Origin of the sequence: Asticcacaulis sp. (assembly GCF_047605585.1) — a bacterium.
Classification (GTDB): Bacteria; Pseudomonadota; Alphaproteobacteria; order Caulobacterales; family Caulobacteraceae; genus Asticcacaulis.
Genome location: NZ_JASGFK010000003.1, coordinates 169,293 through 188,496 on the forward strand (window position 1 = coordinate 169,293; position 19,204 = coordinate 188,496).

General features: G+C 60.2%; 21 protein-coding genes and 2 tRNA genes. 14 read left to right on the forward strand and 9 right to left on the reverse strand.

Annotation, left to right across the window (positions count from 1 at the left end; all coding sequences use genetic code 11):
* Positions 1-2: 2 nt before the first annotated feature.
* On the reverse strand, positions 3-926 hold the full coding sequence (locus QM647_RS09995; RefSeq protein WP_414995371.1) for an endonuclease/exonuclease/phosphatase family protein: 924 nt from the start codon (positions 924-926) through the stop codon (positions 3-5).
* A 115-nt stretch (positions 927-1,041) separates the two neighbouring features.
* Here QM647_RS09995 and QM647_RS10000 point away from each other — a divergent pair, with 115 nt between their 5' ends.
* From QM647_RS10000 to QM647_RS10015, 4 genes are all read left to right on the forward strand, one after another.
* A complete protein-coding gene (locus QM647_RS10000) occupies positions 1,042-1,554 on the forward strand; it encodes a DUF4112 domain-containing protein (RefSeq protein WP_414995372.1) in 513 nt (170 codons plus the stop codon).
* Positions 1,555-1,624: 70 nt separating this feature from the next.
* A complete protein-coding gene (locus tag QM647_RS10005) occupies positions 1,625-3,289 on the forward strand; it encodes a DUF2793 domain-containing protein (RefSeq protein WP_414995373.1) in 1,665 nt (554 codons plus the stop codon).
* Positions 3,290-3,291: 2 nt separating this feature from the next.
* Positions 3,292-3,507 (forward strand): hypothetical protein, encoded by a 216-nt coding sequence (locus QM647_RS10010; RefSeq protein WP_414995374.1) that lies wholly within the window; start codon positions 3,292-3,294, stop codon positions 3,505-3,507.
* 102 nt (positions 3,508-3,609) lie between these two features.
* Entirely contained in the window at positions 3,610-3,780 is a 171-nt protein-coding gene (locus QM647_RS10015; RefSeq protein ID WP_414995375.1) for a hypothetical protein, read from the forward strand.
* A 61-nt stretch (positions 3,781-3,841) separates the two neighbouring features.
* Here the strand turns inward: QM647_RS10015 and QM647_RS10020 are convergent.
* Positions 3,842-3,916: transfer RNA gene (locus QM647_RS10020), tRNA-Thr, on the reverse strand.
* A 434-nt stretch (positions 3,917-4,350) separates the two neighbouring features.
* On the opposite strand from QM647_RS10020, the gene murA reads away from it, so the two are divergent.
* The 9 genes from murA to QM647_RS10065 all read left to right on the forward strand — a co-directional run bounded on the left by murA (position 4,351) and on the right by QM647_RS10065 (position 9,842).
* Positions 4,351-5,643, forward strand: a complete 1,293-nt coding sequence (murA, locus tag QM647_RS10025; protein WP_414995376.1) for a UDP-N-acetylglucosamine 1-carboxyvinyltransferase — start codon at positions 4,351-4,353, stop codon at positions 5,641-5,643.
* Positions 5,643-6,098: a DUF2948 family protein gene (locus QM647_RS10030; protein ID WP_414995377.1), complete on the forward strand. Its 456-nt coding sequence runs from the start codon at positions 5,643-5,645 to the stop codon at positions 6,096-6,098. The genes murA and QM647_RS10030 overlap by 1 nt, the downstream gene beginning before the upstream one ends.
* A 58-nt stretch (positions 6,099-6,156) precedes the next feature.
* Positions 6,157-6,621: a UPF0262 family protein gene (locus tag QM647_RS10035; RefSeq protein ID WP_414995378.1), complete on the forward strand. Its 465-nt coding sequence runs from the start codon at positions 6,157-6,159 to the stop codon at positions 6,619-6,621.
* 287 nt (positions 6,622-6,908) lie between these two features.
* Positions 6,909-7,439, forward strand: a complete 531-nt coding sequence (locus QM647_RS10040) for a porin family protein (protein ID WP_414995379.1) — start codon at positions 6,909-6,911, stop codon at positions 7,437-7,439.
* 168 nt (positions 7,440-7,607) lie between these two features.
* The gene (infA, locus tag QM647_RS10045; RefSeq protein ID WP_023450735.1) at positions 7,608-7,829 is read left to right on the forward strand and encodes a translation initiation factor IF-1; all 222 of its coding nucleotides are present in this window, start codon (positions 7,608-7,610) and stop codon (positions 7,827-7,829) included.
* Positions 7,830-7,839: 10 nt separating this feature from the next.
* Positions 7,840-8,421 (forward strand): Maf family protein, encoded by a 582-nt coding sequence (locus QM647_RS10050; RefSeq protein WP_414995380.1) that lies wholly within the window; start codon positions 7,840-7,842, stop codon positions 8,419-8,421.
* Entirely contained in the window at positions 8,388-9,425 is a 1,038-nt protein-coding gene (locus tag QM647_RS10055) for a ribonuclease E/G (RefSeq protein WP_414995381.1), read from the forward strand. Before QM647_RS10050 ends, QM647_RS10055 begins: the two co-directional genes overlap by 34 nt.
* A complete protein-coding gene (locus tag QM647_RS10060) occupies positions 9,422-9,658 on the forward strand; it encodes a DNA gyrase inhibitor YacG (protein WP_414995382.1) in 237 nt (78 codons plus the stop codon). Before QM647_RS10055 ends, QM647_RS10060 begins: the two co-directional genes overlap by 4 nt.
* Before the next feature lie 108 nt (positions 9,659-9,766).
* Positions 9,767-9,842, forward strand: a tRNA-Phe gene (locus QM647_RS10065).
* Positions 9,843-9,942: 100 nt separating this feature from the next.
* Here QM647_RS10065 and QM647_RS10070 read toward each other — a convergent pair.
* The 5 genes from QM647_RS10070 to QM647_RS10090 all read right to left on the reverse strand — a co-directional run bounded on the left by QM647_RS10070 (position 9,943) and on the right by QM647_RS10090 (position 15,547).
* Positions 9,943-10,299, reverse strand: coding sequence for a hypothetical protein (locus QM647_RS10070; protein ID WP_414995383.1), 357 nt, complete (start codon positions 10,297-10,299; stop codon positions 9,943-9,945).
* Between the two features lie 102 nt (positions 10,300-10,401).
* Positions 10,402-11,778 carry a hypothetical protein gene (locus QM647_RS10075; protein ID WP_414995384.1) on the reverse strand — a complete coding sequence of 459 codons (1,377 nt, stop codon included), beginning with the start codon at positions 11,776-11,778 and terminating at the stop codon, positions 10,402-10,404.
* Between the two features lie 276 nt (positions 11,779-12,054).
* Positions 12,055-12,531, reverse strand: coding sequence for a nuclear transport factor 2 family protein (locus QM647_RS10080; RefSeq protein WP_414995385.1), 477 nt, complete (start codon positions 12,529-12,531; stop codon positions 12,055-12,057).
* Positions 12,532-12,668: 137 nt separating this feature from the next.
* Entirely contained in the window at positions 12,669-14,822 is a 2,154-nt protein-coding gene (locus QM647_RS10085; protein ID WP_414995386.1) for an ATP-binding protein, read from the reverse strand.
* Entirely contained in the window at positions 14,819-15,547 is a 729-nt protein-coding gene (locus tag QM647_RS10090) for a response regulator (RefSeq protein WP_414995387.1), read from the reverse strand. The genes QM647_RS10085 and QM647_RS10090 overlap by 4 nt, the downstream gene beginning before the upstream one ends.
* Before the next feature lie 456 nt (positions 15,548-16,003).
* Here QM647_RS10090 and QM647_RS10095 point away from each other — a divergent pair, with 456 nt between their 5' ends.
* Complete coding sequence (locus QM647_RS10095) at positions 16,004-16,843, forward strand: winged helix-turn-helix domain-containing protein (protein ID WP_414995388.1); 840 nt, start codon at positions 16,004-16,006, stop codon at positions 16,841-16,843.
* A gap of 128 nt (positions 16,844-16,971) precedes the next feature.
* Here the strand turns inward: QM647_RS10095 and QM647_RS10100 are convergent, their stop codons facing one another.
* Both QM647_RS10100 and kbl read right to left on the reverse strand, forming a co-directional pair.
* Positions 16,972-17,943 carry an NAD-dependent epimerase/dehydratase family protein gene (locus tag QM647_RS10100; protein WP_414995389.1) on the reverse strand — a complete coding sequence of 324 codons (972 nt, stop codon included), beginning with the start codon at positions 17,941-17,943 and terminating at the stop codon, positions 16,972-16,974.
* Positions 17,940-19,157, reverse strand: coding sequence for a glycine C-acetyltransferase (gene kbl, locus QM647_RS10105; RefSeq protein ID WP_414995390.1), 1,218 nt, complete (start codon positions 19,155-19,157; stop codon positions 17,940-17,942). The genes QM647_RS10100 and kbl overlap by 4 nt, the downstream gene beginning before the upstream one ends.
* Between the last annotated feature and the right edge of the window lie 47 nt (positions 19,158-19,204).

Below are 19,204 nucleotides of genomic sequence, written 5' to 3' on the forward strand. Positions count from 1 at the left end.
TTCTAGTTCACCCGCCGGACGTCGATCAGGATCGGACGGTGATCTGAACCGTTATCGGGTCCCACCTGACGATGTGACAGGCTGAAATGGCTGCCGGCAAAGGCATTGTCTATGCCTATGCGAAGCGCGCCGGGCAAAAGCGCCGGCCAGGTACCGGTCGGCGCCGCCACCGGACGGAACTTCATGTCGCGGGCAAAGTCCTGCAGAAGATAGGCGCTCAAGGATGAGTTGAAGTCACCGACCATCAGGGTGTCAGGGCGTTCGTCCGCGCCGATATCCTGACGCAGGCGGGTCATTTGCGATGACTGGCACTCATGCGAGGTGAGCCTGGGCTGGCAGAGATGCACCACGGCCAGGTGCATCAGGCCCTGGGGTGTGCGGATATCGAACATGTCGAAGCTGTATTCGGTATCGCCATGATGAGCCGACAGGATCGGGTAGCGCGAATAGACAACCGTATCCCGGTGCTTGGAATGGTAGGGATAGGCCTTATCCACCATCGGCGCTTCGTCCGGATCGGTCAGGTTTTCGACCGTGGCGACGATATCCGGCTTCTCACTACCCACCCAGTCGAGCAGGCGGGCGGGATCGCGGTTGAAGATATAAAGGTTGGAAAACATGACACGCACGGTTGGTGATTTGGTGTCCACCGGCGTTTGAGGGGGAAAGGCCTGCGGCCACAGGGCCAGTAACCAGGCGCCGGCGGCGACGAAACCCAGTCGCCAGGCCGCTTTCTCGCGCATCAGCCAGAAGGCGACGACGAGCGCGACCGTAGCGGTCAGCAGGGGCAGGGTAAAGATATCGATCAGGTAAAGCGGCGGGTAATGCGGATTTGTGTAGCATAAGGCGGCCAGCACAAGTGACAAGGCCGAAGCGCCGGTACACAGAGCCGACCAGATCGCTCTCAGGACAGTGATCGGCCGCATGGGACTCCAATCGGTATTGACAAGAACTGAGTTCCCCGCGTTATTGGTTAACGCAGGTTAAGAGTGTCATCATTCCAGTGTCTATTATGTGTCCATCCATCGGGGGGCAAGGGCCATGTTCGCGAAAACCCAGGACGAGGTATGGCGCATCTATGAATCGGTCGAGACCGTCAAACGGCTGTCGGACCGGATCATCGGCATAGGGCCGATCAATATCATCGGCTTGGACGGTATCCTGGCACTTTTGCCCTTTCCCTTCCTGTCCACGGTCTATTCGGTGGGGGCGGGGCTTATCCTCCTGTTCCAGGGCTTCCGTGCGCGGGTGACACCGGCCACGCTGATCATCTCGCTGATCATTCTGGCGATCGACAGTGGCATCACGACTGTCGAGGATGTCGTCAAGCTGATACCGGGGGCAGGGGCTGTGCTGGGCCTGATCCCCGGCGGGGTGGACGCGCTCTTCCAGGGCCATCTTTATGCCGCCCACCTGATTCAGCAGGATATCAAGAAGACGCATTATATCGAAGGCAGCGCTGCCCAGGCCCATCGTGACGGCAGCCATGAGCATAACATCAGCGATATGCGCGGCACCAAGGGCAAGAAGCGCCTGATCTATCTCTATAGCTGAATAACTAATCCCCGCCGGCAGAGGCCGCCCTCATCCTTCAGGACACATTCATTTCCTGAACAGGTGAGGCGTGAGCGATACGACACCCCGACTCCAACTGCCGCTGATAGGCGACCACAGCCAGAAGCGCATTGTCATGAACGCCGATCTGATGCGGCTTGAAAGCCTGGTGCAGGCGTTCGTCATCAGCCGCAGCGTGGCGGCCCAGCCGGCGGACGCGGTAGAGGGCGACACGTACATCCTGCCCGCCACCCCGACCGGCGATGCCTGGTCATTGCTTCCGGCAGGCAGCTTTGTCCGAATTGAGGGCGGCGTGTGGGAGGCGGTGGATTTCCCGGAAGGCGCCATTGTTTTTGTCCGGAGTGAGGGCATTTTCCTGCTGCGCACGGCCTCGGGCTGGACGAGCTTCGAGGACGCTATCAAGGCCCTGGCCAATCTGACGCGTTTGGGCGTGGGCACGACGGCGGATGCCTATAATGTGCTGGCCGTCAAAGGGCCGGCGGCGCTTTTGAGTGGCAAGACCGTGGCCGAAGGCGGCAGTGGTAACCTGTCGCTGGTTCTCAACAAGGAAGCCGATGGCAATAGTGCGCAACTCCTGTTCCAGAAAGGCTACAGTACGCGGGCGATCCTGGGCCTGCTCGGCGACAGCAACCTGACCCTCAAGGTGTCTCCGGACGGCAGCAGTTGGCGCACCGCCCTGACGGTCAACCGATCGAGCGGCCGGATGCGTTTCGGCAAGGCGATTTACAAGACGCCGGCCGTGCCGCAGCGCAACTATGTGACCGGCACGGCGTGGCTGGCCAGCACAAGCGCTGCCGATAACAACTGGCAATCGGTCTGCTGGTCGCCGGAACTGGGTCTGTTCTGTGCCGTAGCGAATTCCGGCACAGGCAACCGCGTCATGACCTCGCCGGATGGCATTACATGGACGGTTCGCACCAGTGCGGCGGATAATACGTGGATATCGGTGTGCTGGGCGTCCGAGCTGGGGCTTTTCTGTGCCGTAAGCAGTTCCGGCACGGGTAACCGTGTCATGACTTCGTCGGATGGCGTCACCTGGACGGCGCGTGCCAGCGCGGTGGATAATAACTGGCGCTCGGTTGGCTGGTCGCCTGAGCTGGGACTGTTCTGCGCCGTGAGCGCCACAGGGACCGGTAACCGTGTCATGACCTCACCGGATGGCATAAGCTGGACGGCGCGCGCCAGTGCCGCAGACAATACATGGCGGTCTGTCTGCTGGTCCGCGGAGCAGGGACTGTTCTGCGCGGTCGGTAACACAGGGACTGGCAATCGCGTGATGACGTCGCCTGATGGCATCACCTGGACCAGCCGCAGTTCTGCGGTCGACAACGACTGGCAGGCTGTCTGCTGGTCCGCGGAGTTGGGGCTGTTCTGCGCCACGGCCGTGACCGGCACTGGCAATCGCATCATGACCTCGCCGGACGGCATCACCTGGACCGCCCGCGTCAGCGCTGCCGATAATAACTGGCAATCCGTTTGCTGGTCGCCGGAACTCGGTCTGCTTTGCGCGGTAGGGGACGGTGGCACGGGCAACCGTGTCATGACCTCACCGGATGGTGTCGCCTGGGCGACACGATCCAGTGCGGCTGACAACAGCTGGGATGCGGTCAGCTGGTCTCCTGATCTGGGGCTTTTCTGCGCTGTCGGTGTCAGCGGCACAGCCAATCGCGCCATGACCTCCGTTTCGATGTTCAAATACCCTTACAGGAGTTAGGTATGAAACTCATAGACAACTGGCGTTCGGCCCTGCGCGCCTATTCCACCTGGGCCCTGGGAGCTGTGGCGGCGATTCCCGCCCTGTGGCTTCAGGTGCCGGACGAGGTCAAGGCGTTGATCCCGGCGCAGGATATGGCGAAGATCACTGCCGTGATCGCCGTGGCCGGACTTGTGGGGCGCTTTGTCGATCAGGGCACCGGCACGACCCAATCTTAAAGCCGGCTTTACGCGGTTTTTGCAGGATCGGTGGTATAGGGGTATCGCGCCCTCTATCACAAAAAGCTATATCTTGTAACAGTTCATTACAAGGATGGCGCCATGTTCCGCATCAGCTTCAATTTTCACAGCCGCCTGTCGGACGGCCGCTCCAGGGGGCGGCCGGTCAGCGATGCCACCTTCCGCCGGAAACTGGATACGTCGGATACCCTGCGTCACATGTGCGGATTTGATAGCGAACTTTACCAGGCGATCCGCCAACTGGGTGGCTGAATCCGGAAATTATGGACCAGAAATGGCGAAGGCCCGATCCCTTTAGGGGATCGGGCCTTCGTGGTGCCACGTGAGAGACTCGAACTCTCGACCTCAGCCTTACCAAGGATGCGCTCTACCACTGAGCTAACGCGGCCCGGAACAGGGAAACACAGAGAAACCATGTCCGAGGCGGCGGCTATAGCCAAAGTTTTTGAAAAGACAAAGCGAAAAATGCGGGGGAAGGGGTGAAAAAACGCAGGACTTGCATTTAATCCCCGGATTTCTTAAGCCGGAGACCTGACGACCCTCTCTTACCTGCCCCCAGCATGTCCGATACACCAGAAACATCGAACCCAGCCAAACGCCTAACCCAGGCCGAACGGCGCGCAGCGCGCCTGCAATCGGCCCTGCGCGATAATCTGCGGCGGCGCAAGGCATCGGCGGCGCCTGCAGGTCCATCCACTGATAACGAAAAAGCGAAGCCGGACGAGTCCTGAAAACGAAAACGAACTGTTGCGCGGCGCTCAATGTCATGTAGAACCGCGTATTCGCCGCTTCGGCGCAGAGGTTCGAGTTACAGGCCGGTTCATGGATCGCATTGCTATCGAGGGGGGCACCCCTCTTTTCGGAGACATTCCCGTTTCGGGCGCTAAGAATTCCGCCATCAAACTGATGGCCGCGTCCCTGCTGACCTCCGAGCCCGTGCGCCTGACCAATATGCCGCGCCTGGCCGATACCCGCCTGCTGGGGCGGCTGCTGACGCGCTTCGGCACCCAGATTACCGAATCGGATGGTGTGGATGGCCAGGAAACTCTGCTGCACACGCCCGAAATCACTTCGGCCTTCGCGCCTTATGATCTGGTGCGACAGATGCGCGCCTCATTTAACGTGCTGGGGCCGCTGATCGCCCGCACCGGCCACGCCAAGGTAAGCCTGCCCGGTGGCTGCACCATCGGTGCCCGCCCGGTCGATCTGCACCTGAAGGCGCTGGAAGCCCTGGGTGCCCATATCGACATGCACGAGGGCTACGTCTTCGCTCAGGCGCCGCGCGGCCTGAAGGGCGCCGAAATCGAGTTCCCGTTCGTCTCGGTCGGTGCTACCGAGCACGCCCTGATGGCGGCGGTACTGGCCCATGGCACGACCGTCCTGAAGAATGCCGCCTGCGAGCCGGAAATCTCCGATCTGGCCGAATGCCTGAACGCGATGGGCGCCAAGGTCTCAGGCCACGGCACCCCCACCATCGTCGTCGAAGGCGTCACCAGCCTGAAGGGTACGGACTGGTCGGTGATCTGTGATCGCATCGAAGCCGGCACCTATGCCGTGGCCGGCGCCATGGCCGGCGGCGAGATCCGTCTGACCAAGGTGCGCCCGGAACTGATATCCATCCTGCTCGACAAGCTGGTCGAGGCCGGCTGTGAGGTCCATCGCGGCTTCGATACCGTGACGATCAAGCGCTCTGGCGCCATCAGGCCGGTCGATGTGACGACCGATGTCTATCCCGGTTTTGCCACCGACCTGCAGGCGCAGTTCATGGCGCTGATGACCCTGGCCACGGGTGAAAGCGTTATTCGGGAAACCATCTTCGAAAACCGTTTCATGCACGTGCCGGAACTGGGCCGTCTCGGCGCCGACATCCGCGTTACCGGCAGCGAAGCGCGGGTGCATGGTGTCGCCGAACTGCGCGGCGCTCAGGTGATGGCCACCGACCTGCGGGCCTCGGCCTGCCTGGTCATCGCCGGACTGGCGGCGCGTGGCGAGACCACGGTCAACCGAGTCTATCACCTCGACCGCGGTTTCGAGAACCTGGAAGGCAAGCTTTCGGCCTGCGGCGCGAAGATCCGCCGCATCAAGGGCGATACGCCGGTGATGGAAGAGGAATAATGGCTTGGTTCGGGCTAGGTAAGGCACCGGCCAAGCCCCTGCGCCTCATGGCCCAGGCGGCTGAAGACCTGCCCGCCATCTCCGCCCTGGTGCAGGACGCCGCCCTGCGCGCCGGCGATCTCAGCTACGATCCGGCGGGCCGCCATCTTACCCTGCGCATGAACCGATTTTGCCATGAGGCCGATAAGGGCGTGCCCCTGCGTGCGCCCAGCGTGTTGCGGATTTCCGATATCACTTCGATCAAGCTGCGTGGACTCGACCTCAGGCAGGCGAGCCTGCCCCTGAGCCTGCTGGATATCGCGGTTGAGCCGCTGGAAGCGCCGGCCGTGGCCCTGACCCTGCGTTTTGCCGGGGCAACTCATCGCGATGTGCGGATCGAGGCGGAGTGCATCGACGTGCTGCTGCTGGACCTGGCCGCGCCGCGCCGCGCGAGAAGCGTGCCGATTCACGACTAGATTCGCGCCTCAAATCACGCCATGCTCGATGGTGTCACACGCAGAATGAGAGACGATCATGCGCATCGCCCGAATCGATATCGACGAAGAGTCCTTAAGCGCCCCTTCGGACCAGGTGGAGCATGAACGCAAGGTCGCCATCTTCGATCTGATCGAGAAGAACAGCTTCGTACCCGAAGGCGCGGAGGAGGCGGGCTCTTCGGGGCCATTCGACCTGCGGTTAGCTCTGGAAGACAACCGGCTGGTTTTTGACGTTACCGGACCGCAGTTCGCGCGCAAGATCATCCTGTCGCTGGCGCCCTTCAAAACCATGCTGCGCGATTACCGCATGATTTGCGAGAGCTATTACGAGGCATTGAAGAACGCTACCCCTGCTCAGATCGAGTCGATCGATATGGGCCGCCGGGGTGTCCACAACGAAGGCGCTGAACTGCTGGCCGAACGACTCAAGGGCAAGATCACCCTGGACCACGAAACGGCACGCCGCCTTTTTACCCTGGTGAACGCGCTTGTGCGTTCCTGAGTCGGCAGATTTTTCCTATCTTTATGATTTTATTACATTATTTTCATTCATGTTCGTTCAGCAATAGGGCGTGAATCGGGCTGAAACCGGCCATATATCACGCCGTTCGCCTTACTTAGGGCGAGGCTGTGGCAGTATGGCCTTATTTCGGCGCAATCACCTTAAAATGACCCCGTAATCGCCCCACGAAGGTCCGCCGGGATCGCCATATTAGCTCCAGACGACATCATGATCGTCCGGCCCGCACTCTCCCCGGTGCGTGACCAGTTTAATTTGGAGCACATATTATGAAGACCTTTCTGATCGCCACCGCTGCCGTGGCTGCTACACTCGTCGCCGGTTCCGCCGCCTATGCCCAGGATTCCAAGGATGTGGGCAAGGTCTACGGCTCGCTCGGTTACCAGTCGACGGATAACGACACGACCAATTCCAACCTGGGCAGCGTCAATGCCCGCGTAGGCACCAAGATCACCCCTCATTTCGGTGTTGAAGGCGAACTGTCCTATGGCACCAATGACGACAATGGCACGGGCGGCAATTACAAGCTGACCAACAAGGCCGCTGTCTATGGTGTAGGCTATCTGCCGGTATCACCCAGCTTTGACCTGATCGGCCGTGTCGGCGTCTCCGACACCGATCTGAAGGCCCCGGCTGCGGCTGGCAAGTATGAGCAGGGCACCGCTCTGGAATACGGTGTCGGCGGCCAGTATCACATCAATCCGGAATATGCGGTTCGCGCCGACTATACCCGTTCGGATTTCAATGGTGACAAGGGTAATGCCGATACGGCCACCCTCAGCCTCGTGAAGAAGTTCTAACTTCCCCCCGCAGAACACTTCACGTTCAGGCGCGCCTTGCTTCCCCGGCAAGGCGCGCTTTTCCTTTTTGGGCTTTCCAGTTGCGGCCTTTGGGTATAAAGGGCGCAATCGCAAAATTTCAGCCGGGTGAGTCCCTGAGGGGATCATTCGTGCATTCAGAGGGGCCGTATGGCAAAAGAAGAACTGTTGGAATTTCCGGGTACGGTCGTTGAACTGTTGCCCAATGCTACTTTTCGCGTGAAGCTGGAAGAGAGTGGCCATGAAATCATCGCCCACACGGCAGGCAAGATGCGCAAGAACCGCATCCGCGTTCTGGCTGGCGACCGTATCCTGGTCGAGATGACTCCTTATGACCTGACCAAGGGTCGTATTACCTACCGCTTCAAATAAGTTAAGCGCCATGATGGCTGAGCGCGCCCCACTTATACTGGCCAGCGCCAGCCCGCGCCGTCGTGACCTTCTGGCCCAGATCGGCATTGTGCCGGATCATATCGCGGCGGCCGATCTCGACGAAACGCCCCTGAAAATGGAAACGCCTGCGCAACTGGCGTTGCGGCTTGCGGTCTCGAAGGCGCAAGCCGTATCGGCGTCAATGCCGGGGTATGTGCTGGCCGCCGATACGGTGGTCTGTGTTGGCCGTCGTGTACTCGACAAGGCCGAAACCGCAGCCGAAGTCATCACCTGCCTCAAACAACTCTCCGGGCGCGGGCACCGCGTCTATACCGGTGTGGCGATCGTCGACCCGTCCGGTAAGATGTCGTCACGCCTGGTCGAAACGCGTCTGGCCTTCAAGCGTCTGAGCGAAGCTGAAATCGCCGCCTATGCAGCCAGCGACGAGGGGATCGGCAAGGCGGGGGGGTACGCCATCCAGGGGCTGGCTGGCGCCTATGTGATTCAGCTGGTTGGCAGCTATACCGGCGTGATGGGGCTGCCGCTCTATGAGACGAAATGCCTGCTCGATGGCGCGGGTTACGCGCCGTGATCACCCTGCATTACGAAAGCCGGTTCGGTCTGGCGCGCGGTGCCGTTTGTATCGATGGCCGGCCGCATCTATATGCCGAGGGATATGAGTTTAATCAATCATTGACCATAATAGGCACACGCTCTGTAGCGCGTTTAAAAGCCAAGGCGGGCGGTATGGCCTTTCTGGCCATGGTCGATGGTGACGAAGCCGTTCTGGACGTGCCCCAGGAGGTTCTGGCAAGGCTCAATGAAGGCGCGGCGCTCGAGGTCGGGATCGTCGCCGAAGCCCGGCAGGACAAGCGGGCGCGAGCGTGTTTGATTGGTCCGGTGGAAGGCGAACCGCGCCGTCTGTCACCTGTGCTTTCCCTGAAAGAGCGACTGCTGAATCGTGCAAACGCCTGGGGGGAGATTTTTGAATCAACTGTTGATTTGGGTGTGTTGGGCATGGCCGAAGAGGCCGCGCTCAATCCCTCCGGCGCTCTTCCAGAGGGCGGCTATCTGAGCATCGAGCGTACCCGCGCCCTCATCGCCTGCGATGTCGATTCGGCGGGCGGCGAGGGCATCGCCACCTCGAAAGCTTTCGCCAAAGGTTGCAATGAGCGCGCGGTCAGCGATATCGGCCGACGGTTGCGCCTGTCCGGATTGGCCGGGCTCGTGGTGATCGACCTGATCGGCAAGCGTCACGATGCCGAGCGCCTGCACCGCCTGCTAAAGGGGGGATTTGGCGCCGAGGCCGGGCAGCTGATCGTCGGGCCGGTCGGCAAGTTCGGCACACTGGAGTTTGTCCGCCCCTGGGGCGCCACGCCACTGATGGATACGGTGCATTCTCCGGTCCGTTCTGCCCATCGGCTGCTGCGGGAAGCGGTCGTGTCCTCCGAGGGCGAGCCGGGGCGCCTGCTGACCTTGCGCGCGCCGGCAGGCATACTAGATATCATCCGTCCGCTTCTGGCCGCATCGTACGATCCGCTCTCTGCGATCATCCGCCTGGAAGCGGCCACTAGGTCCGAGGTTATTGTCACATGATCCGTAAATGTACCCGCTGCCAGAAGCCTTATGGCGAGGATGTCGAAGGCGTTGTCAATGCCGCGCCGAATTTTGCGCCCTTCTGCTCGAAGCGCTGCGCCGATGTCGACTTGGTCCATTGGCTGAAGGGCGATTATGTCATTGATGGCGCCGGCAGCCTGTCGGTCAGCGAGGAAGACACGGATGCCGGACTGGCTTCAGTGCCTTCCGATGAAGATGATGTGGAAGACTGAGGGGTTTTCGAAAATTCCTGTCTTTTCGGCTGGACAAGGGGATGGGGCTCCCCTATAGACCTGCCTCCGCCCGAGGCGTCGTGAACCATAGCGACGCTGGCTTTGAGGGCCTGGATAGCTCAGTTGGTAGAGCAGCGGATTGAAAATCCGCGTGTCGCTGGTTCGATTCCGGCTCCAGGCACCACTATTTCCTTAAAATTCAATTTCTTACGTATTGTTTTGGCCTTCGGTTCGCGTCTTGGTATCAGGTCAGGTATCACGTTGCCGATCTGTTTTTGTTCTGTTCACTTGCGTTTTTGATGCGCTTGTCTTGCCCGCATCATCTGCCGTGCCTCGCCGGCATATTGCCGAATCATGGTCATTGTGGCGTGGCCGAAGAACGAAGCGATCTCGGCGTCGCTGCATCCCGCCCAGGCCAATTCCATAACGCCGCGGTAGCGCAGGGCATGCAGGTCATAGTCCTCAAGGTCGAGCCGGACGCGTTCTGATCGCATGACCTTGGCCATATAGAAGTATTTCATCCGATTGCCGTTCGATAACGACAGGATGGCCTTTGATACGTGCGGCAAGTAGCCGAGCCCTGCCTTGTGGGCGTCTAGCGCGGCCTTCAGGTGGTCTGTGCAGGGCAACACAAGGTTCACATCGGTTTTGCCCTGCGTGGCCCTTAAATTCGTCGCGTCGGCAAAATGCGCGCCTGAATACGCCCGGTCAGCTATGGCTTGAGCGCCATGCCCGGTTCGACGCTACCCGGCAGGCCTCTGCCATAAATCTCTGACAGGACGTCGACGCGATGATCGTTCAGCATACGCTGGCCCCGGCTGAGCTCCGCCTGCATGACGGCAAGCCGCCGTCCCGCCTGGCGGATTTTGAGAGGGCAAGTCGCAGGGCTTGCCAAAGAGCTTGGTCAAATGCCAAGGTAGCTGAGAGGGGGAGCGGTCAAGCCACAGTGTCTGGGCACATCTTATTGCGATGACCAGCCCCATCACAAAGAACACGAACATCGCTGTGTGAGTGCGGTGATATGACTTTATGTGGAATGCATTCGCGAAAATTCCAAACGCCAACGGCAAGGCAAACCCCCACGATAGATTGAAACTGAGGACGCGGTTTCGGAACTGATTAGCCAAGGTCGCCAGGAGGGCGGCATAGGGCACCAGAATGATCATGTCATAGTCCATCAGCCGAGGGTTGAGGAATACGGCCGTTCCTAAGCCGATGAGTATCCGCTCGTCGTCGGACCATTTGAAGCGACTGCCAATCAGGATGCCGCTGCCGGCGGCAACCGCCATGTAGGCAAGCGTAAGGATGGCATGCAGGGGCGTGCCGGTCCCTATGCCAAGCCACTCTGCCAGGGCGAACCAGCCCAGCCCCGGTTGTTCTTGTATCGCTACACTGCGCAGGGTGGCGAGCCAGTCCGAACGCATTGAGGCGGCCTGGATGAATGACAGCCAGACGACCCCCACGCCGCACAGGCAGGTGCAAGCGAACGCCCGCGCGCAAGCGAGCCACGAACGATCCTGGATCAGCAGAATAATCAGATAGCTTAGAAAGCTAGGCTTAATGTAGGCGCAGGCCAGGACGGTCGCGATGAACGGAAGCTTTCGGTTTCGGAAAGCCACCAAACTGAGAACGACCGTGGCATGCATGACAATGCCGATATTGGCACAACAAAAGGTCATGGGCGACAGCGCCGCAAAAGCCAGCCATCGGTAGGTCGGGGCAACGCCTGGGAAAGTCCGAATAAGAGCGAACCAAAGCATAAAGGCAGTCGCTGGCGCCAGGAGGAGCACAAGATACAGATCGTGCAGGGTATGAGCACCGAAAAGACCGACCAGGGGAGCCAGCGTGCGCGCGATCTGCGGCGCATAGACGTAGGCGGCAGGCGTCAAGCCGGGGCAAACCGGATTAAATGGGCTATGCGCGACGATCCCGTAAGCTGAATGGCCTATACCGACCGCACGGGCTGCGCAGATGACCGCATCAACGTCCATATACATCCAGGAGTGATGTTTTAATTTCGCAATAACACCAGCCACGACCGGAAAGAGACAAGCCGTCACGTAGAGACCGCGACTACCCTTGCCACGCGTGTGTTTTTCAATGAATTGCAGCGCTTTCATATTTGCTCCTTGAGGAACAATTTTATGAAAACAATGTTCGGGAAAAATAGGTCGGTCCTGTGTAGAGAAGGTAAAGTCCGTGGTGAAATGGTGGCGACATCCAGCGCGGAGAGGACGGGCTACGGTCGGACTTCAAAGTCCTCATTACGAAGCCGATACACTCTTTCAAAAACGATCCATCAAAAGCGATATTGAAACCCAAATACCGCATCTGAGCAGGCAAGCGACGAGGCAGGCAGCATTGCACGGCCGCAGGCCGAAGCCTGTTTCGTCGTCTCAGGGCTTGGGTGCGCCCGGCGGCGGCCCACCGGCATTGGCAAACGCATCCCAATGCTCGGCAATCTTGCCGTTTTCGATGCGGTAAAGTTCGAAGTCGCTGCCTTGTGAGACGTTGCGCGGTCCCTCAATATTGGGGGCGCGCATGAACAGCATGACAAAGTCTCCGTCAGCCATGACCAGTACAGGTGTATTCTGGATAACGCCCGTATCGGGCCCAGGGGTAGGCGACTGCCTCTTGAAGCGCGCGAACATCTGCTCGGTGCTCTCTTTCGCATTATGATGGCTGATGTAGCCCGGCGCCAGTAGCGCCCTGGCCTTATCGAAGTCGTGCACTTCAAAGGTCAGGCGAAAATAGTCGAGTACCAGTACTCGGTTTGCGGCTTCGCCGGGTGTGTCGGCCGCCAGGGTCGGCGTACCTCCAAGGCTCAGACCTAGTCCCGCCATCATGGCGATCGTAAAAGGATTGGCTCTCATTTTTATTTCACTCCCTGTTAGGCATGGAAATGAGCACCTCCTTAGCCGCGGTGGCAAATTCGGATTTTCGATAACGTGCATCGGAGATAGTCATGACAGAGGCAGTGCAGGGACTTGGCGCGATCCTGCCGCCAGGGTTACAGGGCGGGCTGCCGAATGGCGGCTGCCCGCGGCAGACGCAGTTGTGCCTTCAGGCCTTGATGCCCCGGAAGCAGAATGATGTCACCGCCGTGTGCGCGGGCAATCGACCGCGATACGGCCAGCCCCAGCCCAACGCCGGATGTATTGAGGTTGCGAGAGTGGTCCGAGCGATAGAATGGCATGAAAACACGTTCCATTTCGCCGGCGGGCAGACCTGGACCTTCATCCTCGACCTCCGTCACAACATCTGTCCCATCCTGAAAAACGCGGACATGCGCCCTTTCGCCGTACTTGAGCGCATTATCGATCAGGTTGGTCAAAACGCGCTCCACGCCGAGACTGTCGACATCGACAGGGACCCGCTCACCGGGATCGAGGCTGATGTCGCCCCCCATCAGGGCGGCGTTGTCGACGACGCACTCGAGAATGGAGCGCAACTCCACGCGTTCCCGCACAGACGGTTCGCTTGCATCACGGATAAAGACCAGAACCGAACTGATCATTTCCTCCATTTGCGCGATATCATGCGACATGCCCTCGCGGGCTTTCGGGGGCAGTTTCTCCAACCTAAAACGCATGCGGGCAAGAGGGGTGCGCAGATCATGGCTGATGGCGCCGACCATGGCCGTCCGATCGTCTATGTATCTGCGTAGCCGTGCCTGCATGTCGTTAAAGGCGCGGGCGGCCCGTCCGATCTCCGCCGGACCGTCCAGCGGTGCCTGTTTGCCCGACGGGTCGCGTCCCAGTCGCTCGGCCGCGTCAGCAAAATTAGCCAACGGCGAGGCAAGCCGCCGGGCAAAAACAAGACCGACTGGAACGACGATTGCAGACGATACCAGAAACCAGAGCATGATACGGCGCTGCCAGGTCGTCGGAAACGTCTCGGGCGCCGGTTGAACCGTCACCCACTGACCTGGGGACGTCTGAAGGGCGGCAACGAAGTCCCCTTGCAGATAGCGGGTTCCAGGCGTGCCGAAGAAGCCTTTAACAGGATCGTTGCCAGACGGCAGGAGGTAGCCGCCGCGATCGGCCGGGCTGACAATAAACCCTGTTTCGCTATCGGCCTTTCCCGATGGCTGGTTTGCGGAAGTCTCCAGTGCTGACTCATTGCGTGGGGGGGGGAAAGGGGCGATACTTTCGTTTGCGTGACTTGCGCCCGATACAGTCGTGCTGGGTGGCTCGTTACCCTGTTGTGCCTTAGGTTCCGGGAATAGGGGCGTCGATATGATGTCTCGCCAGAATGGGATCGTATAGGCGGACCCGCCCGCGGGCGGCGGGGGCGTATAGGCCGGCATCGCCGTTCCCGACGGCGATGCCCCGGACGTGCCTGGACCGCCTGGCGGAGGCGGGGCGGCGCTGACGGTCGGCGGTGGTGAGGCCTCTGGTGCAGCGGCCGAGGCCGGTTGCGGTTGGGGGGAAGACGGTGCAACCGTCTGGGTTTGCGAACTCACCTGTTGGCTTGCTTTGGGGACGACCGCTGACGACGATGAAACGCCCTGATTGGGCAATTCTGAGCGTTGTGGCATCTGATTTTGAGTGATGGGGCTGGGCATATTGGTCGGATAGTTGCCAAAGCCCCCGCCCGGAAAACTCCCGCCGGGTGCGCCCCCCGATCCGGGACCTCCCCCTGGGCCGCCCTGGAAAAAGGCCAGCCCGAAAATAGAAGCTTCGAGAACCTGCGCGTGCTCAGCCACAGGCGAATGAGGCACAGGAAGCTTCACGCCAAAGGACCATTCCAGATCAGATTTAGAGGGGGACTGTTCGGCGAGGGAGGCAGTTCCATTGCTGCCCGTTAGCGGGAGCGGCGAATAGAAAAGAATGCGGACATCAGTCACGGGGGCGCCGACCATTCGCGCCAGTTCCGCGCGCGAATGATCCGAAACCACCCAGTTTGGACTTTGGAGGCTCGGGGGCGCGGAGCGGACAAGACGTGTCAGCGGGCGCGGGTTGCTGACCTTAAGCGGTCCGCCTTTCAAGGCCAGCGCGACCTCTGTCAGCCGATATTTCGGCGCAGGCTTCGGCGGCAACAGGACTGTAAGGGCCAGTGTGGAGATTTGTGCCACGATAACGCTGGCCAGAAGCAGGATGACGAGCTGGACTCTCAGAGGCACGCCCCGAAGGCGCCAGTTACGCCAGCGAACCGGGATCATAGGGCGATGACCTTGGAATCCAGGATATAGCCCAGGCCACGGTGTGTCTTGATAATCTCCATCCCGCTTTGCTCATTTATCTTCTTTCGCAGCCGACTGATCTGGATATCAATAGCTCTGTCCAGAGACACGGCGGAATTACCGCGCGTAAAACGGGCAAGCTCTTCTCGCGACAGAATGCGCTGGGGGTTTTCAACAAGGGCGCCCAACAGCGAGAGCTCGCCCGGGGTCAGCATAAGGACGGTATCGTCGGGGGCGCGCAGTTGGCGGCGGACCAGATCGAAGCGAAAGCCTGAGAAGGCGTACGTCGCAATGCGGCTCTTCGGCGTGGATTGATTGCCACGCCGGCGCAGCAGAGCTCTCACGCGGGCCAGCAACTCGCGGGGTGTCACTGGCTTGACGACATAGTCATCCGCTCCCAGTTCGAGCCCAAGAACGCGATCTATGGACTCGCCCATTGACGACAACATGAGCACGCTGGGACCATCGGCCCCTTTTAGCGACTGGCAGATGGAGAGCCCATCCTCGCCTGGCAGCATGACATCCAGGATAACGACCTGGATGGGATGCGACTGCAACTGGGCGCGGGCTTCCTTGCCGTCACGGGCCTGATGCAGCAAAAACCCATGTCCGGCCAGGTAGTCAGCCATTTCGCGGCGCAGTTCATCATCGTCGTCGACAATGAGGATGTCTGCTTCTCTGGGGCGCAATTCGTCTTCAGCCATGCGGCATACGATACCATGGTTCGGCGCACACGAGTAGAGGATCGTGGCGCGGCGCGCGTTGGCTGGACCGTGAAGAGGTACGTTCTTTCCTCAATTCGGTATGCGACGGTAAGCGTGATGGTCGTCTTGCTTGTAACATCATGTCAGCCTCTCAACGCTCTTGCGGGACTGTGGGGGCGAAACGAGGGCGCGAGGCGCTCAATATTGAAACAATGGATTTCATCTTTGACATTCAAGGGGCCGGTTTGCCCTCTTGAGAGCCGAAAGTCGCTGTCCTGCCTTTCATTTCTGAAACAAAGCATCGCGGATGTTTCATGCCTGAGCGCGGACGTTTCCAACATCAGCGTTTCGCGCCCAATAGGCGCGCGAATGATGCGTCAAAGTCATCCAAGATGTCGCCCGGACGATCTGGTCGACACCCGTTGGGCACCTTAACGTTATCATCGAGGATCTACTATGTACATCGAGCGAACCGATCGGAATTTCGGCGTCACCCTGCGCGCGCGCGGGCACGTCCTGTCGACTGCTGGTACATTTGGCCAGCCGGGCCGGGCCGGTAGCGATGACACGGATATAGGGCAAACGTCCGAGGCTCAAAATCCCAAAGCCCAAAAGCATCATATTCTCATACTTCAAATCGGCGTCTCGGATAAACCGCAGCAGCACTTTAAATTCGATCCCGAGGTGTTCGACGTGACCCTCAGACCGTGGTCCGGCGGTTCAGACCTGGTCAGGTCGGTAGTTCCCGTCAGTCTGGTCATCGTCGAATTTGTGGATGGCGCCTACGTGGATACGGGTATTTACAAAGCCTTAGCGTACTCCCTGCCCGGGGTTCCAGTTATCATGCTGGCGCGATGTGAAGGCGCCATCGACCGCATTGTCGCGCTTGAAGTGGGATTCGCCGATTTCGTCTCGAAGCCTGCCCACCCTCGGGAGTTGGAAGCCAGAGCCCGTGCAATCCTGAGATACGAGCCGGTGCGCGGGAAGCTGCAAGAAGCCACTGGTGTCACCTATGGAGGCATTTATCTCTCATACCATGACAGGTCGGCAACGACGGCGCGCGGGCATGCCCGGCTGACAAATGTCGAGTTTTGCCTTCTCAACAAACTTATTGACGCCGGCGGGCGGATGGTTACCCGTGAAGCGTTGATGGAGTGCCTGGCGGAAGACGTGAAAGATACCCACCGTGAGTACCGGGGCATAGACGTTACCATAAGCCGGCTGAGGCGGAAAATTGACATTCCTGGGCAGGAGAGTCTGATCCGGACCGCGCGAGGTAAGGGATATTGTATCTGAAGCCCGGCTCAGTGCGCTCTGACTGCGCCTGCGTCGCTGGCTGGACGGAGAACAAAGTCGCGCACCGCAATGTCTGAAGCCGGAGCGGGCGTCTCCTGATGTGGTGGAGGCATCGTCCTCCCAGGCGCCTAGGCGGATTTCAGCGGAAACGTCTCTGGCAATAAGGTGGCCATGCCCGCCAGCATTTCGCTGACCAGTCCGGGCAGGTCGTAGCGGGCGCACCAGCCCCAGTCCTTCGCGGCCTGGCCGTCATCGAGCGAGTCCGGCCAGGCGGCGGCGATGGCCTGGCGATAATCCGGCGCGTAATCGATATGGAAGCCGGGGGACTGGCGGGCGATCTCGGCGGCGATTTCGGCCGGCGAGAAGCTGACGCCTGCAATATTGTAGCTGCCGCGTTCGGTGATGGCCTCGGCAGGGGCGGTCATAAGCTCGATCGTGGCACGCACGGCATCCGCCATATACATCATCGGCAGGGTTTCATCGCCATTGAGGAAGCAGGTGAAGGGCTCGTCCGCTACCGCCGCGCGGAAGATATCTATGGCATAGTCGGTGGTGCCGCCACCCGGCGGGGTCTTCCACGAGATCAGGCCGGGATAGCGCAGGCTGCGCACATCGACGCCATGGGTCTGGTGGTACCAGCGGCACCAGCCTTCGCCGGCCTGCTTGGAAATGCCGTAGATGGTCTCCGGCTCTATGATGGTTTTCTGCGGCGTACGGTCCGGGGGCGTGGTCGAGCCGAAGACAGCGATGGAACTGGGCCAGAAGACTTTCAGGTTAAATTCTCTCGCCAGTTCAAGCACATTTAGCAGACTGCTCATATTCAGGTTCCACGCCCACAGCGGCTTTTTCTCGCCGGTGGCGGAAAGCGCGGCGGCCAGGTGGTAGATCTGGGTGATACCGTTTGCACGTATCGCCTGGCGCAGGGCTTCCGCATCGGTGGCGTCGACAATTTCATGACGCAGGCCGGTCACGGTCTTCGGCGGCGCGAGATCGCTGGTGACGACCTGGGCGGCGCCATAGGTTTCCACCAGGGCTGCGGCCAGTTCACTGCCGAGCTGGCCATTGGCGCCGGTGATTAGAATCCTGGGTAATGTGCTCATTGGATCAGCCCCAGTTCACGCCCGGCGGTGGCGAAGGCGGCCAGAGCCTGGTCTAGTTCATCATCCGTGTGGGCAGCGCTGATCTGGACGCGAATGCGTGCCTGGTTCTTCGGAACGACCGGATAGAAGAAGCCGACGGCATAGACGCCGAGGTCCAGCAAGCGGGCCGAGAGTCGCTGTGCCGTCACGGCCTCTTGGGTCATGACCGGGATGATCGGATGTTCGCCCGGTTTCAGCTCAAAGCCCAGCGCGGTCATGCCTGTGCGGAAGCGCGTGGCGTTCTGCTCCAGGCGATCGCGCAGGGCGGTGTCGTGTTCCAGCAGGTTCAGTACCTCGATGCTGGCGCCGACGATCATCGGCGCCAGCGTATTGGAAAACAGATAGGGCCGGGAACGTTGGCGCAGCAGTTCGACCACCTCCTTGCGCGCCGCGGTGAAGCCGCCCGAGGCACCGCCCAGCGCCTTGCCCAGTGTGCCGGTGATAATATCGATCTGGCCGAAGACGCCCCGCAGCTCATGGGTGCCGCGTCCGCGTGCGCCGAGGAAGCCCGTGGCATGGCTGTCATCGACACCGAGCAGGGCGCCGTAACGATCGCACAGGGCGCGAATCTCATCGAGCCGGGCAATGATGCCGTCCATGGAGAAGACACCATCGGTAAAGACCAGCTTGTGGCGCGCCCCGACGGCATCGGCGTCTTGCAGGCAGCGCTCCAGATCGGCCATGTCATTATTCCGGTAACGAAAGCGCTGTGCTTTCGACAGGCGGATGCCGTCAATGATTGATGCGTGGTTCAGTTCGTCGCTGATGATGGCGTCGGCCTCACCCAGCAGGGTTTCGAACAGGCCGCCATTGGCATCGAAGGCCGAGCCGTAGAGGATGACGTCCTCGGTGCCGAGAAAAGCGGCCAGTCGCTGTTCCAGTTCCTTGTGCCGGTCCTGGGTGCCGCAGATGAAACGCACCGAACTCAGGCCGAAACCGCGGGCATCCAGCGCCTTGTGGGCGGCGGCGATGACAGCGGGATGCGAGGACAGGCCGAGATAGTTGTTGGCGCACATGTTGATCAACTGTTGACCATCGGACAAACGCACCAGTGCGCCCTGCGGCGTGGCGATCACGCGTTCGGACTTGAACAGGCCTTCCTGTCGCGTGGTGGCGAGCGTCGCTGCCACGCCTTCGTAAAAGGCATCCATGGACGATTGGGACTGGCTCGACATCGAAACCTCTTTGGGTTAGCTTGAACGTTAAATCGAACATAATTCAA